Here is a 16,628-nt window from a genome sequence, read left to right as displayed (position 1 = left end):
AAAAAGGGTGATGCTGCGACAACGTCGGCGCTCAGGCCCCGGCCGACGTCGGCGCCAGCGCCGGGCGCGCGGCGGGGCGGCGCTGCAGGCGGTCGCGCAGGCGCAGGAACGGCGCTTCCACCGCGTAATGCAGCAGCGCGCCGCCAGCCAGCGTGCAGGCCGCATAGAGTGCGAACGCGCCCGCGCCCTGGATCGACGGATGCGCGGCAAGCCAGCCCTGCACCGCGTGAAACACCAGCTTGTGATCCAGATAGAGGCTGTACGAGACCAGCGCCAGCCAGCCCGCGCCCGGCACGCGCTGGCGGCCCAGCCAGCAGGCCGGGCTGGTGGCCGCGGCCACGATCAGGGCCAGGCCCCACGAAAGCAGCGGATAGCCGAGCACCGAGGCGAGCATGCCGGCGCGGTCCTGGAAGATCGCCAGCGCGATGCCGCTAAGCGCGAGGCCCGCGAGCAGCGCGGTATTCGCGCGGTCCTGCAGCGCGGCCCACAAGGCCGGACGATAGGCCTGCATGGTGGCGAGCACGACGCCGGCGAGCAGTCCGTCGAGCCGGTTCCAGGTCGGGTAGTAGATCACCTCGACGAACGGCCGCTCGCCCATGTGCAGCCACAGCCAGCCGCGCAGCGCCATGCCGCCGGCCAGCAGCAACAGGCACAGCGCCACGAACGCACGCAGCGAACCGCGCCGCGCCACCCACCAGGCCAGCAGCGGGAACAGCAGGTAGAAATGTTCTTCCACGCACAGCGACCACACATGCGAGAACGCCTGGTTGTGCCGGTAGTCGATCAGGACATTGACCGTGTAGCTGAGGAACTGCCACAGCGGCTGGATGCCCGGCGCCTCGCGCGTGGAAGGAAACGCGAAGTACACCGCCAGCACCGCGAAAAAGGCCGGCATGGTGCGCAGCGCGCGGCGCAGATAGAAGCGCCCGAATGCCGGCGGCCTGCCGTCGGCCAGGGGCTTGAGCCACTGCGAACCGATCAGATAGCCGCTGAGCACGAAGAACAGATCCACGCCGGCCCAGCCGTTGTTTTCCAGCCAGCTCCACGAGTCGCCCAGGCCGCCGACGATGTAGGAATGGAACAGCATCACCCACACGATGGCGATGGCGCGCAGCAGGTCGAGGCCGGGCAGGCGGTGCATGGCAGGTTCAGTCCATTGAGGGTGCGGTGTGCGAAGCACGCGATTCTCGGAATGCCTCGAGGCGGTGGCAAGCGCTGTTTCGTGGCGTTTTGCGGGCAGTCGGCGAAGCGTGTGCCGGGGTCGGCGGAGCGGTGCGCCCGTTCTTTCCCGGGGTGGGCGTAGGTTGGGGTGAGCGCAGCGAACCCCAACGCGTGCGATTACGGGTACGGTCTGTTGGGGTTCGCCTTCGGCTCACCCCAACCTACGGGGGGCTCCGCGTTCAATCCAGCCGGCGTGCCGACGCGCGCCCGCGCGTGATATCGACAATCCGCGCCTGCGCTTCCGCCACGCGGCTTTCCGGCAGGCGCAGCACCAGTTCGACGCCAGCGGCGCCGAAGCGCTCTTCCTCGATCTGCGCCTCGCACTCCTTCAGCCGCGCCTTCAGCAAAGGCAGCTCGGCAAATTCGCATGACAGAGCGAGCCGTGCCATCGCCACGATCGCCAGGCGCTCGGCGAGACGCAGGCATTCGGCCGCTGTCCCTCCATAAGCCCGCGCCAGCCCGCCCGCCCCGAGCTTGATACCGCCATACCAGCGCGTGACCACCACCACCGCGCGGTCGATGCCCTGGCCTTCGATCGCCTGCAGGATCGGCCGCCCCGCGGTGCCGCCGGGTTCGCCGTCGTCGTTGAAGCGGTAGTCCTGGCCGATGCGGTAGGCCCAGCAGTTATGCGTGGCGGCCGCGTCGCTCACCTGGCGCACGAAGGCCAGCGCCGCCTCCGGCGTATCCACCGGTGCGGCCTGGGCGAGGAAGCGGCTTTTCTTGATGTCTTCCAGATGCTGGCAGGGACCGGCCAGCGTATAGCTCAGGCTCATGGCGTGAGCAGCAGCGTGCGCAGGTCGTCGGGCAGCGTGTAGTCGGGGTGGTCGCGGTGGAAGTCGGCGAGGCGCTGGCGCGCTTCGTCGCGATGCCGCCGGGCGAGCAGGCGGCGGATCTTGTCCAGTTCCTGCGCGGGAGTGTCCCTGACGTTGCGGGCGGTGTCGTCGGCGGGCGGCGGTGCGGCCGGTGTCGCCATGACGTCCGCTGCGGCTTCGGCACCGCGGTCCGCGGCCTGCTGGTTGGCGGCATAGCCCTGGGCGACAGGCTCGGCCGGTTTCGGTGCGTAGGCGCGCAGCTCGGCGGCAGCTGCGGCGGGCCTGGGCTGTTCGGCAGGGGCGGGCTGTTCGGCAGGGGCGGGTGCCGCGGCCATCGGCGCGGAGGCGAGCGCGGCCCGCTCCTGCAACGGCGCGTTGTGCATGGCGGAAGCGGGGAGAGCCGCACGCTTTGCCGCCACGGCATCGGCCTGGCGGACTCTCGCGGCAACGATGCCCGGCGGCGCGGTTTTCTCAGGCAGGGAAACGGGGCTTTCCGCAACCTCGCCCTGGACCTCGGACGCCGGTGCAGGCGCGGGCGCAGCTGCCACCGTGGGCGCCGCCGGTTTCGCCGCTTCCTGCACCGTCACCGCACCCGGCTGCGCGGCCGGCACGCTGGCGGGCATGTCGCGCATGCGCCAGCCGAGTCCCGCCGCGAGCACCAGCACCGCCGCGCTGCCCAGCGCGATCGGCCAGCGCGGCCGTTTCGGCGCGTGCGCGCTGGCCGCCGCCGGCTGGTCGGCGCGGATCGCCTGCGCGGCCGCGCGCAGCACGGCGGCGTCGAGCGCGGGGCCGGGCTCCTTGCGCGGGAGCTTGCGGTACAGCGCGCCGAGCTCGTCTTCGCCGGGCAGGCTGCCCTTATCGGGGAGATCGTTGTCGTTGTCGGGGGGAAGCTGCGTATTCATTCGGCCAGCTGCTCGCGCAGTTTGTTCATGGCATAGCGCAGGCGCGACTTCACGGTTTCGCGGCCCACGCCGGTGACCTCGGCGATCTCCTCCAGGCTCAGTTCCTGCTCCAGGCGCAGCAGCACGGCGGCGCGCTGCTCGTCCGGCAATTGCTCGATGGCGCGCTGCAGGCGGCGGCGCTGTTCGAAATCCGACAGCGCATGCTCGGGCTGCTCCTGCGGCGGCGCTTCCATCTGCGCGATCGCGTGCTCGCCCGCTTCGCCATCCAGCGTCGGCCGCTTGCGCCGGTAGCTGTCCACCAGCAGGTTATGCGCGATCTGCAGCAGCCAGGTGGTGAATTTCGCCTGCGGCTGGTAGCGCTCGCGCGCGGCGATCACGCGGCTCCAGGTTTCCTGGAACAGTTCGTCGGCCACCGCAGGCTGGCGGCAGGCGCGCAGTAAAAAGCGGTACAAGGTGCCGCGATGGCGCGCGTACAGGGCCTCGAACGCAGCCAGGTCGCCCTGCGCGTAGGCCAGCATCAGCGTCGCGTCCTCGTCCACCGCGGTATCCATGGCCGGCGAGGGTAAGCGAAATCGGCCGCGCGGGTAAGCGGCGGGCAGGGCGGGTGCGCAGGTCGTCATCACCGGATGCAACGCCGCCACGCGGCCGGCGGGGTTGCTTCAGCCGATCACGGCGCCCGGGTCGGGCTTGCGGAAATCCTCCGGCGCCAGGTTCTGGGTGAGGCGGAACACACCCTCGTGCACCTTGCGCGGCAGCACCACGTCCAGCACGGTGGTCTGGTGCGGGCCCAGCGCGGCGAACAGGTCGTCCACCGTCGATGCCGGCAGATGGTGCACCAGCCCCGTGACCAGGGTGGGCTGGATCAGCGCGGTATACGGACGGCGTCCATCCGCCACCGGCCGCAAGGTCTGCCGGCTGTTGCGCGGATCGGCCACGCGCGAGTCGCCGTTGAGCAGCGCGTAGTTGAGGAAGAACGAAATCACCGCCGGCGCGCGGCTGTTGGCCTGGCGGTCGAGCATGAAGCCGCGCGGCATCCAGTCCGGATTGGCCGGCGTATCGGCGGCGAGCAGGAAGCGCGTATCCGGCAGCGCTTCGCCGGCCTCGTCGGCGAGGCGCACGATCAGCAGGCTGCGTGGATCGTGGATATGCACGCGCGGCGGAAACGGGCCGACCGGTTCCAGTTCCACCTTGTCGGCATCGCGCTGCAGGTTCTCCGCCTCGAAGGCAGCGCACAGCGCCGCGTAGCCAGCGCGGTCCGCCACGTGCAGGCAGCGCAGCACGGCGTCGATGGTGGCGGCGGGCGCGGCGGTCATGATGCCCTGCGTTTCGCCGGAGTGGGACGCGCCGGGAATCAGCTTGAACGCCGTGCGCGGCGCATGCACCAGGTTCAGGCCCAGCACGTCCGCGTTCGCGCCGCTGCTCTTGCAGGTGAGAACGGCGTGCGCCGCGTTGAGGTTGGCGGAAGCGATGCGCACCACGCCGTCGGAGCCATCCTCGCCGGTATAGCTGTTGACGTGGTCGTACATCGCGCGGTCGGGGCGGTCGCCGGTCAGCACGAACAGGAACTGCCCCTGGTCCGCGGGATCGCTGCCGTGGATGTGGTCCACATTGAGCGACAGCGATTCGGGGCTGCCCAGTTCCAGCCAGTCGAGAATGCGCTGCCCGGGTTCGACGCCGTCGAAGGCGGAGCGCATGCGCCCTAGCAATCCTTTGCCCAATTGCGCCAAGGCCGAACCGAAATTCGCCGGCGCCAGCATCACCAGATGCGTCAACCGGATGGTGCTGTACGCCCCCGGCCGCTCGCGCTGCGCGCGCAGCCATTCGCGCACCAGCGGTCCACCGGTGGAATGGGTGATGCAGGCGAAGCTCGGGCCATCCAGATGCAGGTCGCGCAGCGCGTGATCGAAGGCGCGCACCAGGTCGGCCATGGTCACCGAGTCGTCGAAGCTCACGTACTTGGACAGCCACAGGTCCGCGATGCGCACGCCCATGCCTTGCGCGGCCGCTTGTTGCTGCAGTCGCTGCGGCAGGGCGCCGTAGGTGGAGGTGTTGGTGACGCTCCAGCCGTGGACGAAGACGAGGGTGGTCATGGGCTTCGAGTCCTGCAGGTTGGAGGAGGGATGATGCCAGCCGGCGGTCGCGCTTCCTGCGACTGGCGCCACCCGGCGAGCATTTACTTCACCTTCGGCGCATTCATCCCCAGCGCGTTGTACACGTGATACCGCGCGATCCCCACATACTCATGCAGCGCCGCATCCGCTACCGTGAAATTCCACGACAGCGGATAGATCGACCACAGCGGCTCGAGCAAGTCCCCGCGCACCGGTACCGGCTCGATGCCGAAATGGGCGAAGTACAGCAGGCTGCGGCGCATGTGCAGGCCGGAGGTGACCAGCACGGTGCGCTGGGGCGCGTAGGCGGCGAGCAGCGGCTTGCTGTACTGCGCGTTGTGCCAGGTGCTGAGGCTGCGGTCTTCCACCAGCACGTCGGCGGCGGGCACGCCGGCATGCACCAGCGCATCGCGATAGACCGCGGCCTCGGGTGCGCCGTTGCCCTGCGCGTCGCCGCCGCTCGCCAGCACTTTGCAGTCGCCGCCCGCGGCGTGGCATGACTGGTACTGCGCCACCGCCGCGAGAATGCGGCCGTCGGCGAAGAAGCTCGGCTCCAGCGTGCCGTGCGCCGGATCCTTGAAGGTGCCGGCGCCCAGCAGCACGATCGCGTTGCGCGCGCCCCACGGGAACGAGGGCGCACTGGCGTAGTCGCCCTGCAATCCGCGCATCAGCCAGTCCGGCACCGGTCCGCAACCCACGGCGAACACCAGCAGCAACGCGATCACACCCAAGGTGCGGGCCAGCCGCGGGCGTTTGCGGCGGGCCAGGTATGCGAGCAGGCAGAGCAGCAGCAGTACGATCAGCGACATCGGTTCGTTCCAATGCACGGGGAAGCTGCGCAGCTTAACCGGCGCACATCGCCGTGGCGCGCATGGCGGCTCGATTCGCATGCAAAACGTGTTGCGCGGCAGCAAAAGCTGCATACGTATTCATCGACGCGGCGCACGCACGCAACGCAGAATCGGCCCGGTTTGTTTCCGGCATTTTGATTCCGACATACGGCAAGGGGAGCGCCGCGGCATGAAGGCAGAGAGGGTCGAAGGGGAGGGCCGCGCGACCGCGCGGGTGGTGCTGATCGCCGCGGCGGCGGCACTGGGCGGATTTCTGTTCGGTTTCGATACCGCGGTGATCAACGGCGCGGTGGATGCGGTGCGCGGCAGCTTCGGGCTGGGCGCCGGCAGCATCGGTTTCGCGGTGTCGTGCGCGCTGCTCGGTTCGGCGCTGGGCGCGTGGTATGCCGGTCCGCTGGCGGACCGCTGGGGCCGCGTGCGCACCATGCAGGTGGCGGCGGTGTTGCTTGCCTTGAGTGCGGTGGGTTCGGGGCTGGTGACCGGCGTATGGGACCTGGTGCTGTGGCGCCTGGTCGGTGGTGTCGGCGTGGGCGTGGCCTCGGTGATCGCGCCGACCTATATCGCCGAAGTCTCGCCGGCCTATGTGCGCGGTCGGCTCGGCTCGCTGCAGCAGCTGGCGATCGTGCTGGGCATCTTTGCCGCCTTGCTCAGCGATGCGTGGCTGGCCGGTACGGCTGGCGGCGCCGCGCACAAGCTGTGGCTGGGCCTGGAGGCCTGGCGCTGGATGTTCCTGGTGGCGGTGCTGCCGGCGCTGATCTACGGCTCGCTGGTGCTGGGCGTGCCGGAATCGCCGCGGCACCTGGTGGCCAAGGGGCGCATGGACGAAGCGAAGCAGGTGCTGCGCCAGGTGCTCGATCTGCACGACGAGCAGGCGCTCGGCCACAAGCTCGATGACATTGCGCAGAGCCTGCGTTCCGAATACCGCCCCGGCCTGCGCGACCTGCGCGGCTCCATGGCCGGACTGCTGCCGGTGGTGTGGGTGGGCATCCTGCTGTCGGTGTTCCAGCAGTTCGTCGGCATCAACGTGATCTTTTATTACTCGTCGACGCTGTGGCATTCGGTGGGTTTCAGCGAGTCCGATGCGTTTTCGATCAGCGTGGTGACCTCGGTGGTCAACGTGCTGGTGACCCTGGTGGCGATCGCCCTGGTCGACCGCATCGGGCGTAAACCTTTGTTGGCGATCGGCTCGGCCGGCATGGCGGTGACGCTGGGCCTGATGGCGTGGTGCTTCTCGCAGGCCACCGGCAGTGGCGCGGCGCTGAGCCTGCCGGCGCCGTGGGGCGTGGTGGCGCTGGTGGCGGCCAATGCCTACGTGGTGTTCTTCGGCCTGAGCTGGGGCCCGATGGTGTGGGTGCTGCTGGGCGAGATGTTCCCCAACCGCATCCGCGCGATCGCGCTGGCGGTGGCCGCGGCGGCGCAGTGGGGGGCGAACTTCATCATCACCAGCAGTTTTCCGGCGCTGTCGGAGCTGGGGCTCAGCTTCGCCTATGGCTTGTATGCCTTGTTCGCGCTGGTGTCGCTGGTGTTCGTGGTGAAGGCGGTGCGGGAGACGAAGGGGATGGAGCTCGAAGAGATGGGGCGCTGAAGAATGAAACCCTTCTCCCCGCCGGGGAGAAGGTGGCGGCAGCCGGATGAGGGGCGGGTGCTCGCGGAGGAAGATCGACGAAGCGTCGCTTGCTTTGATGTCGCCGCTTCAGCGCTCTGTAGGTCCCCCTCACCCCAACCCTCTCCCCGGCGGGGAGAGGGGGCTGACTGAGGCGGGATTCAGGCCGCTTTTTTCAACGAAGCAAGGTCGATTACGAACCGATACCGCACATCGCTCTTCAACATGCGCTCGTACGCCTGGTTGATGTTCTGGATATCGATCATCTCGATATCCGACACGATGCCGTGCTCCGCGCAGTAATCGAGCATCTCCTGCGTCTCGGCGATGCCGCCGATGGCGGAGCCGGCGATCGCGCGGCGGCCGATCACCACGTTGTGCGCGGCCACCGCCGGTTCGATCGGTTCGAGCAGGCCGACCAGGCACAGCGTGCCGTCGATGTTGAGCGTTTCCAGGTAGGGGTTGAGGTCGTGCGGGCTGGGCACGGTGTCGAGGATGAAGTCGAACGCGCGCGACACCGCTTTCATCTGCGCCGGATCGGTGGACAGCACCACGTGGTCGGCGCCCAGGCGGCGCGCTTCGGCTTCCTTGTCCGGGGTGCGGGTGAACAGGGTGACGTCCGCGCCCATCGCCTTGGCGAACTTCAGGCCCATGTGGCCCAGGCCGCCCAGGCCGACGATGGCGACCTTGCTGCCCTTGCCGATCTTCCAGTGGCGCAGTGGCGACCAGGTGGTGATGCCGGCGCACAGCAGCGGCGCGGCGGCCTTGGGGTCGAGCTTGTCGGAGATGCTCACTACGAACTTGTCGGACGACACGATGCGCTCGGAATAGCCGCCGAAGGTCGGCATGCCGTCGCGGCGGTCGATGCCGTTGTAGGTCCAGGTGGCGCCTTCGGCGCAGTACTGCTCCAGGCCGGCGTGGCAGGCGCCGCAGTGCTGGCAGGAGTCGACCATGCAGCCGATGCCGACCATGTCGCCGACCTTGAACTTGTTGACCTCGGCGCCGACCGCGCTGACGCGGCCGATGATTTCGTGGCCCGGCACCATCGGATAGATGCTGTTGTGCCACTCGTTGCGGGCCTGGTGGATGTCGGAATGGCAGACGCCGCAATACAGGATGTCGATCACCACGTCGTCCGGGCGCGGATCGCGCCGCTCGAAGCGGTGCGGTGCCAGCGGGGTGGTGGCGGACTGCGCGGCGTAGCCTTGGATGGTCAGGGCCATGGGGGCGTGCTCCTAGGTCATTAGGGTGGCTGGTGACCTGAAAAGTATGAGTCGCCGCTCCCGCGCCCGGTTAGCCGGATACTGCGAGATCGTTGCCCGATCCTGCAAAGTCGTTTGGGAAGGTCGCCGGCAGCCGTAGAAATAGGCAAAATCCGCCTGTCGCTATACGGTGCAAGCCCATGCAGCACAAGCCTTTATACGAATCGATCCCGCCGCATCTGCAGGAATGTTGCGAGGAATTGACAGCGCGGATTGAACGATACGCCCCCGGCGAGGGCACCCACGACACGCCGTGGGGCTCGCTCACGGTGTTCCGCGCCGACTCCACCAGTACGCCCACCTGCACCCTGTACGAGCCCAGCTTCGGCATCGCCCTGCGCGGGGCCAAGCAGATCGTGCTGGGCCAGGAAGCGCTGGTGTTCGAGCCGGGCCGCTATCTGCTCACCTCGGTGGACGTGCCGGTGCTGGCGCAGGTGTCGCGCGCGGCGCCGGACGAGCCTTGCCTGTGCCTCAAGATCCGTTTCGACCTGCCGCGCGTGCGCGAGCTGCTGCCCGAAGTGCGCGCGGCGCGCGCGTCGGCTCCCTCGCGCGGCATTGCGCTGAGCCCGGTCACCGGCGACCTGCTCGATCCGGTGCTGCGCCTGGTGCGCCTGCTGGAGACGCCGGAAGACCTGCCGGTGCTGGGGCCGCTGCTGGAACGCGAGCTGCTGTATCGCCTGCTGACGGGAGAGCAGGGCGCGCGCCTGGCGCAGATCGCCACGGCGGGCAGCCAGGGGCATCAGATCACCCGCGCCATCCAGTGGCTGCGCGAGCACTATCAGCGGCCGTTGCGCATCGACGATCTGGCGGCGCAGGTGAACATGTCGACCTCGTCGCTGCATCACCACTTTCGCGCGGTGACGGCGGTCAGTCCCTTGCAGTACCAGAAGCAGCTGCGGCTGCAGGAGGCGCGGCGGTTGTTGCTGTCGGAGCGCTGCGACGTGGCGACCGCGGCGCATCGCGTGGGCTATGAAAGCCCGTCGCAGTTCAGCCGCGAATACAGCCGGCATTTCGGCGCGCCGCCGCTGCGGGATGTGGTGCGGTTGAGGGTGGAAGCAAGTGTGGCGTGACCCGCTTCTGCTCCCTCTCCCCTCCGGGGAGAGGGTTGGGGTGAGGGGCCGGGCGGAGCGTAGATGCGGGAAGAGAGCGCGAGCAGCGCCCTGTCGATCCTACATGGCAAGCCCCGCCCCTCATCTGCCTGCCGGCATCTTCTCCCCGGAGGGGAGAAGAGTTCTGTCTTTCAGCTCTCTCTCATCACCATCAACCGAATCTCAGTCATATCCTCGATCGCATAGCGCACGCCTTCGCGCCCTGCGCCGGACAGCTTCACGCCGCCATACGGCATATTGTCCACGCGGAAGCTCGGCACGTCGTTGACGATCACGCCGCCTTGTTCCAGCTCGTTCCACGCACGCATCGCATGAGCCAGGCTGTCGGTGAAGATGCCCGCCTGCAGGCCGTAGTCGGAATCGTTGGTCATCGCGATCGCTTCGTCGAGCGTCTTGAACGGCGCCAGCAGCGCGAACGGCCCGAACACTTCCTGCCGGTTGACCTTCGCGTCGCGCGGCACGCCCTCCATCAAGGTGGCCTCCAGCATCGGTCCCTTGCGCTTGCCGCCGCACAGGACCTTGGCGCCGGCCTTGCGCGCTTCCTCGATCCAGCCATGCAGCCGCTCGGCCGCGGCTTCGTCGATCATCGGGCCGAGGAAGGTTTCCTTCTTCTTCGGATCGCCGGACTTCAGGTTTTTCACCGCCGCGACCAGGCGCTTCTTCAGCTCGTCGTACAGGCTCTCCTGCACGTAGATGCGCTGCACGCTGATGCAGCTCTGGCCCGACTGATAGAACGCGCCGAACACCAGCCGCTCGATCACGTGGTCCAGCCGCGGCTGCTGGTCCGCATCGACGATGCAGGCCGCATTGCCGCCCAGTTCCAGCGTCACCTTCTTGTGGCCGGCGCGGGTCTTCAGGTCCCAGCCGATCTGGCTGCCGGTGAAGGACAGCAGCTTGAAGCGGGGGTCTTCCACCAGCGGCGAGGCGTGCTTGCCGTCGAGGTTAAGGATGGAGAATGCACCTTTGGGAAGATCGGTTTCCGCCAGCACCTCGCCGATGATCAGCGCACCGATCGGCGTGCGCTCGGCCGGCTTCAGCACGAACGGACAACCGGCCGCGATGGCCGGCGCCACCTTGTGCGCCACCAGGTTGAGCGGAAAGTTGAACGGCGTGATGAAGGACACCGGCCCCAGCGGCACGCGCTTTGTATAGCCGTGGTAGCCATCGAGCCGCCTGGCGATTTCCAGGTTGATGGTTTCGCCGTTGGTGCGCACCGCTTCCTCGGCGGCGATGCCGAAGGTTTCGATCAGGCGGGTGACTTCGCCGGCCGAATCCTTGATCGGCTTGCCCGCTTCCACGCACAGCGCATAAGCCAGCTCGTCGCGCCGCTCGGTAAAGCGCTGCACGCAATGCTGCAGCACGGCCTGGCGCGCCCAGGGCTTGAACTGCCGCATCGGCTCGGTGGCCTTCACCGCGGCGGCGATCGCCTGCTCGGTGGCCTTGGCATCCGGCACCGCCACGCGCGTGGCGACCTTGCCGCTGTACTTGTCCAGCACGTCCATCCATTCCTTGGAGGTCTGCGCCTTGTTGGCCAGGTAGTAGGGATATTTTTTCTCAAGCATGCAGGCGCTCCGGTCACACCGCCGCGCTGAGGCGGCGGATCTCTTCGTTGAGGATGCGGTGGTTGTCGCTGTAGTCGATGGCCAGGTCGATCAGGTGCACGCCGCCCTGGTCGAAGGCGCGCTTGAGCGTGGGCAGGAACTCGTCCGCATTCTGCGGACGGTGGCCATGCGCGCCGTGCGCTTCGGCGAACTTGACGAAGTCCGGGTTGCTGAACTGCATGCCGAAATCCTGGTAGCCCATCTCCGCCTGCTTCCAGCGGATCATGCCGTAGGCGTCGTCGCGCAGCAGCAGGATCACCAGGTCCATCTTCAGGCGCACCGCCGTTTCCAGCTCCTGCGCATTCATCATGAAGCCGCCGTCGCCGCAGATCGCCAGCACCTTGCGCTCCGGGTACACCAGCTTGGCCGCCATGGCCGAGGGCAAGCCGGCGCCCATGGTGGCGAGCGCGTTGTCCAGCAGCACGGTGTTGGGCTGGCGGGCGCGGTAGTAGCGCGCATACCAGATCTTGTACATGCCGTTGTCCAGGCACAGCACGCCGTCGTCGGGCATGTAGCGGCGCGTGTCGGCGACCAGCCGCACCGGGTGGATGGGGAAGCGCGGATCGTTCTCGTGCTCGGCCAGCTGGCGGTGGAAAGCCTCGCGCACCTTGTCGAAGTACTTGAAGTTCCAGTGCGCCTGCGGGGTCAGCGCGTCGGTCAGGCGTTCCACCGTATGCGCGATGTCGCCCACCACTTCGATCTGCGGGAAATAGACCGTGTCCACTTCCGCCGAGGAGAAGTTGATGTGGATGACGGTGCGCCGGCCCTTGTGCATGAAGAACGGCGGCTTCTCCACCACGTCGTGGCCGACGTTGACGATCACGTCGGCGGCGTCGATCGCGCGATGCACGAAGTCGCCATCGGAGAGCGCGGCATTGCCCAGCCACAGCGGGTGGTCCTCGTCGACCACGCCCTTGCCCATCTGGGTGGTGAAGAACGGGATGCCGAGCTTGTCGATGAAGGTGCGCAGCGCCACCGCGGTGCGCTGGCGGTTGGCGGCGGCGCCGATCATCAGGATCGGGTGCTTCGCGGACGTGATGGCCTCGCCGGCCTGCACCAGCGCGGCGTCGTCGGGCGAGGGGCGGCGCGCGTATTCGGTGGGCAGCAGGATGGCTTCGTCCACTTCGTCGCGGGCGATGTCTTCCGGCAGTTCCAGGTGCACGGCGCCGGGGCGTTCCTCTTCGGCGCGGCGAAAGGCTTCGCGCACGCGTGCGGGGATGGTCGGCGCGGAGACGATCTGCCGCGTGTACTTGGTCAGCGGCTGCATCATGTCGACCACGTCGACCAGCTGGAACAGGCCCTGCTTGTGCGTGCGGATGGGTTTCTGGCCGGTGATCATCATCATCGGCATGGCGCCGAGCTGCGCATAGGCCGCGGCGGTGACCAGGTTGGTGGCGCCGGGGCCGAGGGTGGACAGCGCTACGCCGGCTTCGCCGGTGAGGCGGCCCCAGGTGGCGGCCATGAAGCCGGCGGCTTGTTCGTGGCGGGTGACGATCAGTTCGATCTTGGAGTCGCGGAGGGCTTCGACGAGGTCGAGGTTTTCTTCGCCGGGGACGCCGAAGATGCGTCTTACGCCTTCGGCTTCGAGGGCTTTTACGAATAACGCTGCTGCTTTCATGCATTCGCGTTCCATCGGGGGGATGGCCGGGCAGGATGCGCTCGTTCTCGTTTAAAAGGTGTGAGATGGGGTGGGTTTGGTTATATGGAATTTGGGGGTCTGTTATTTGCTGCGCGTCATCCTGACCTGCTCGTCATCCCGGCGTAGGCCGGGATCCAGTAACGGTATCGTTTGATTTTCGCGGTGACGCGAATGGGCCGCTTATGCAGCGGGCATTTCGGACGCCTGCCGGCGCCCGAGTCACTTTCTCTTTGCTGGCTCAAAGAGAAAGTAACCAAAGAGAAATAGCCTCAGAGCAAAGGCTCGCGACGCGACTAGAAGGAGCGGTGGTCGGCTGCGGTAACCTGATTAACCTGGGTCTACACGAAACACCAGTGCGGTTTCGTAACGCGTCCTTCAACGTGCCGTGGCCGAGAGGACGTTCAAGGAACGAGGCCAGCTTTTGCTCTTCGTTCCTGTATGCGGCGCCACATCACTTCTCCCTCTCCCCTCCGGGGAGAGGGGCGGGGTGAGGGGCCGGGCGGAGCGAGGAGTTGAAGCCTGCGGTGAGCGCTTAGGAGCGCTGCCCCTCGTTCTTCAACATCAGCTCCCCATCGGCCAGCTTCGCCCGGACGCGCTCATCCGGCGTGACGGATGCGGCGGAGCGGATGACTCGGCCCTGTTCGTCGAACAGGATGGCGTAGCCGCGGTCGAGGGTGGCCAGGGGGCTGATGGCGTGCAGTGCGCGGCCGGTCTGGGTCAGGGTGGCGCGGTGGCGTTCGAGGATGCGGGCGATGGCCTGGTGCAGGCGGCGTTGCTGTTGTGCGAGTTGTTGGGTGTAGAGCGGCAGGCGGTGGCGGGGATGGCGGGTGAGCAGGCGGGCGTGGTTGCGTTCCAGGCGGCGGCTGTCTTCGCGCAGGGTTTCGCGCATCGCCACGACCAGCCGGTGGCGCAGGTGGGACAGGCGTTCGCGGTCGCGTTGCAGGCGGGCTTGCGGGCGTTGGGCTTGCAGGCGGGTAAGCAGGTGGTCGGTGCGTTGGATCAGGGCGTGCAGGCGGCGTTGCTGCAGGGTGGCCAGGCGCTGGCGCAGCTGGCGCAGGTGGCGTTCCAGCGCTTGCGCGTCGGGGACCAGCAGTTCGGCGGCGGCCGAAGGCGTGGGCGCGCGCAGGTCGGCGACGAAGTCGGCGATGCTGAAATCGACTTCGTGGCCGACGGCCGACACCACCGGCACGGCGCTGGCGTGCACGGCGCGCGCGACCTGTTCGTCGTTGAAGGCCCACAGGTCTTCCAGCGAACCGCCGCCGCGGGTCAGCAGGAGCACGTCGTAGCGGCCGCTGGCGGAGGCGCGGCGGAGCATCGAGACGATCGCCGGCGGCGCTTCGCGGCCCTGCACCGGCACTGGCAGTACGTCCACTTCGGCCAGTGGCCAGCGGCGCGACAGCACGCTCAGCACGTCGCGCACGGCGGCGCCGGTGGCGGAGGTGATCACGCCGATGCGGCGGGCGAAGGCGGGCAGGGGGCGCTTGCGCGAGCGGTCGAACAGGCCTTCGGCGTCGAGCCTGGCCTTGAGCTGTTCGAACTCGCGCTGCAGGGCGCCTTCGCCGGCCGGCTCCATATGCTCGGCCACCAGCTGGAATTCGCCGCGCGGTTCGTACAGGCCGACGCGGGCGCGCACCAGCACGTGGGCGCCGTCGGCGGGGCGGAAGCGCAGGCCGATGGCCTTGGGGCGGAACATGGCGCAACGCACCTGGGCGTTGGCATCTTTCAGGGTGAAGTACAGGTGCCCGGAGGCGGGCCGCGCCACGTTCGACAGCTCGCCTTCGATCCACACCAGCGGCAGCGCATCCTCCAGCAGGTCGCGCACCAGCCGGTTGAGCGTGCTCGGCGTAAGGATGTGCCGCGAGGGCGGCGTGGGAGCGTCGGGGGCGGGCATGGAAAGCGGGAGACTAGCGCAGGAACTGCCGCGCTGTCATGAGCTTGCCGCAAAGTGTTGAAGTGTAGGTTGGGGTGAGCCGCAGGCGAACCCCAACGGTGCGGCAACGTTGGGGTTTGCCTGCGGCTCACCCCAACCTACGCCCGCTCAGGCGTCCGGCTCGTCCGCCGCCTCGATCCGCCGCTGGTGCCTGCGCCGCGCCCGCCAGGCGCGGATGCCGAAGTTCAGCGCGAACCACGCCGCCAGCAGCGCGATCGGCCAGCCCACCACGGCCGGCCACAGGATCGCCACCGCCGCCAGCGCCGCCAGCGCGGCGGTGCCGGCCAGCAGCGGGCCGGTCTCGGTGTCGCCCAGTACGCGGCGGTCGCTGAGCGCGGCGCCCATGGTGTTGGCGATGCGCAGGGCGCCGGCGGCGGCGCGGCTGGAACTGCCGCCCATGCGGCCGGTGCGGGTAGGCCGGGCGGAGGCGCTGACGCGGTCCTTGTACGGGCGGTTCGGACGCGGGGTCAGCACGATCTCGGTGGCATTGGCCAGGTCCTGCTCGTACTGCGCGGCCAGCTGCTGGGCGAAGGCGGCGTCTTCCACCGCCACGTCGATCTCGCGGTTGCTCAGCCAGCTGGCGATATTGAGATTGGACGAACCCACCCGCGCCCACTGGCCGTCGGCCACCGCGGTCTTGGCGTGCAGCATCGAGCCGTTCCACTCGAACACGCGGATGCCGGCCTTGAGCAGGGGCCGGTAGCCGGAACGCGACATGCCGGCGACCACCGGGATATCGCTGCTGCCGGGCACCAGCAGGCGCACGTCGACGCCGTCTTTCGCCGCCGAAGCCAGCGCCTGCACGTAGGGCGCCACGCCGACGAAGTAGGCGTCGGTCAGCCACAGCGTCTTGCGCGCCATCGCGGCGATCAGCTGGTCCATGCGGTACATGCCGGCGGTGGAGGGCTGGGTGGCGATCACCCGCAGCGCCACCTCGCCGGCCGGCTGCACCGGTTCCAGCGGGAAGTCCGGCAGCGGTTCGCCGATGCAGGACCAGCTTTGCGCAAAGGCCAGTTCCAGCTCCGCCACCGCCGGGCCGTGCAGCGCCACGCCGGTGTCGCGCCACGGAGCGATGCCGCGCGCCGGATCGCCCAGCCATTTCTGGCTGATGCACACGCCGGACAGGAAACCTTTTTCGCCGTCCACCACCAGCAGCTTGCGGTGATCGCGGCTGATCCAGCCGAACGGCTGGCCCAGCTGCGGCGGATTGAAGCTGCGCACCTGGCCGCCGGCGGCGCGCAGCGGCGCCCAGAAGCTGGCGCGCGACTGGCCCAGGCAGCCCATCCAGTCGTACACCACCGCCACCGTCACCCCGCTGCTGGCGCGCTCCACCAGCGCGTCGCGGAAGGCGCGGCCGACCTCGTCGTCGCGGATGATGTAGTTCTCCAGCAGCACGCGCTTGCGCGCGCCGCGGATCGCCGCCAGCCAGGTTTCGAAATGCACGGCCGCGTCGATCAGCAGGTCGATGCGGTTGCCCGGCAGCAGCGGCGCGCCGGCGGCGCGGCTGAGCGCCTGTTCGGCCAGGCGCCGGGTGGGGGAGGTCGGGGACGCGGCGAAGTTCATGCCGGCAGTGTAGGGCATGGCTTG

At 68.5% G+C, this 16,628-nt stretch carries 13 protein-coding genes; 2 read left to right on the top strand and 11 right to left on the bottom strand.

Going from position 1 to position 16,628, the window contains the following annotated elements:
* Window positions 1-31: 31 nt before the first annotated feature.
* The 6 genes from FHW85_RS05730 to FHW85_RS05705 all read right to left on the bottom strand — a co-directional run bounded on the left by FHW85_RS05730 (window position 32) and on the right by FHW85_RS05705 (window position 5,846).
* Window positions 32-1,141 carry an acyltransferase gene (locus tag FHW85_RS05730; protein WP_168647627.1) on the bottom strand — a complete coding sequence of 370 codons (1,110 nt, stop codon included), beginning with the start codon at window positions 1,139-1,141 and terminating at the stop codon, window positions 32-34.
* Window positions 1,142-1,400: 259 nt separating this feature from the next.
* Window positions 1,401-1,994, bottom strand: coding sequence for a YigZ family protein (locus FHW85_RS05725; protein WP_168647626.1), 594 nt, complete (start codon window positions 1,992-1,994; stop codon window positions 1,401-1,403).
* On the bottom strand, window positions 1,991-2,935 hold the full coding sequence (locus FHW85_RS05720) for a hypothetical protein (RefSeq protein WP_168647625.1): 945 nt from the start codon (window positions 2,933-2,935) through the stop codon (window positions 1,991-1,993). The genes FHW85_RS05725 and FHW85_RS05720 overlap by 4 nt, the downstream gene beginning before the upstream one ends.
* Window positions 2,932-3,486 carry an RNA polymerase sigma factor gene (locus tag FHW85_RS05715; RefSeq protein ID WP_167255443.1) on the bottom strand — a complete coding sequence of 185 codons (555 nt, stop codon included), beginning with the start codon at window positions 3,484-3,486 and terminating at the stop codon, window positions 2,932-2,934. Before FHW85_RS05715 ends, FHW85_RS05720 begins: the two co-directional genes overlap by 4 nt.
* 108 nt (window positions 3,487-3,594) lie before the next feature.
* Window positions 3,595-5,025: a phospholipase gene (locus tag FHW85_RS05710; RefSeq protein ID WP_168647624.1), complete on the bottom strand. Its 1,431-nt coding sequence runs from the start codon at window positions 5,023-5,025 to the stop codon at window positions 3,595-3,597.
* An 83-nt stretch (window positions 5,026-5,108) separates the two neighbouring features.
* Complete coding sequence (locus FHW85_RS05705) at window positions 5,109-5,846, bottom strand: YdcF family protein (protein ID WP_343203676.1); 738 nt, start codon at window positions 5,844-5,846, stop codon at window positions 5,109-5,111.
* 220 nt (window positions 5,847-6,066) lie between these two features.
* Between FHW85_RS05705 and FHW85_RS05700 the strand changes: the two genes are divergently transcribed.
* Window positions 6,067-7,482, top strand: coding sequence for a sugar porter family MFS transporter (locus tag FHW85_RS05700; protein WP_168647622.1), 1,416 nt, complete (start codon window positions 6,067-6,069; stop codon window positions 7,480-7,482).
* A 179-nt stretch (window positions 7,483-7,661) separates the two neighbouring features.
* On the opposite strand, the gene FHW85_RS05695 is transcribed toward FHW85_RS05700, so the two are convergent.
* Complete coding sequence (locus FHW85_RS05695) at window positions 7,662-8,723, bottom strand: NAD(P)-dependent alcohol dehydrogenase (protein ID WP_168647621.1); 1,062 nt, start codon at window positions 8,721-8,723, stop codon at window positions 7,662-7,664.
* 179 nt (window positions 8,724-8,902) lie between these two features.
* Here FHW85_RS05695 and FHW85_RS05690 point away from each other — a divergent pair, with 179 nt between their 5' ends.
* Entirely contained in the window at window positions 8,903-9,832 is a 930-nt protein-coding gene (locus FHW85_RS05690; protein ID WP_168647620.1) for an AraC family transcriptional regulator, read from the top strand.
* Window positions 9,833-10,002: 170 nt separating this feature from the next.
* Here the strand turns inward: FHW85_RS05690 and FHW85_RS05685 are convergent, their stop codons facing one another.
* The 4 genes from FHW85_RS05685 to FHW85_RS05670 all read right to left on the bottom strand — a co-directional run bounded on the left by FHW85_RS05685 (window position 10,003) and on the right by FHW85_RS05670 (window position 16,622).
* Window positions 10,003-11,433: an aldehyde dehydrogenase family protein gene (locus tag FHW85_RS05685; protein ID WP_168647619.1), complete on the bottom strand. Its 1,431-nt coding sequence runs from the start codon at window positions 11,431-11,433 to the stop codon at window positions 10,003-10,005.
* Window positions 11,434-11,446: 13 nt separating this feature from the next.
* Window positions 11,447-13,090, bottom strand: a complete 1,644-nt coding sequence (locus FHW85_RS05680; protein WP_167255428.1) for an acetolactate synthase large subunit — start codon at window positions 13,088-13,090, stop codon at window positions 11,447-11,449.
* Between the two features lie 553 nt (window positions 13,091-13,643).
* The gene (xseA, locus tag FHW85_RS05675) at window positions 13,644-15,002 is read right to left on the bottom strand and encodes an exodeoxyribonuclease VII large subunit (RefSeq protein ID WP_168647618.1); all 1,359 of its coding nucleotides are present in this window, start codon (window positions 15,000-15,002) and stop codon (window positions 13,644-13,646) included.
* A 147-nt stretch (window positions 15,003-15,149) separates the two neighbouring features.
* A complete protein-coding gene (locus FHW85_RS05670; protein ID WP_246866655.1) occupies window positions 15,150-16,622 on the bottom strand; it encodes a phospholipase D-like domain-containing protein in 1,473 nt (490 codons plus the stop codon).
* Window positions 16,623-16,628: the final 6 nt, after the last annotated feature.

This window comes from Dyella sp. SG609 (assembly GCF_012275375.1).
In the GTDB taxonomy this organism is placed as follows: Bacteria; Pseudomonadota; Gammaproteobacteria; order Xanthomonadales; family Rhodanobacteraceae; genus Dyella_D; species Dyella_D marensis.
This window is presented reverse-complemented; position numbering and strand designations above follow the sequence as displayed.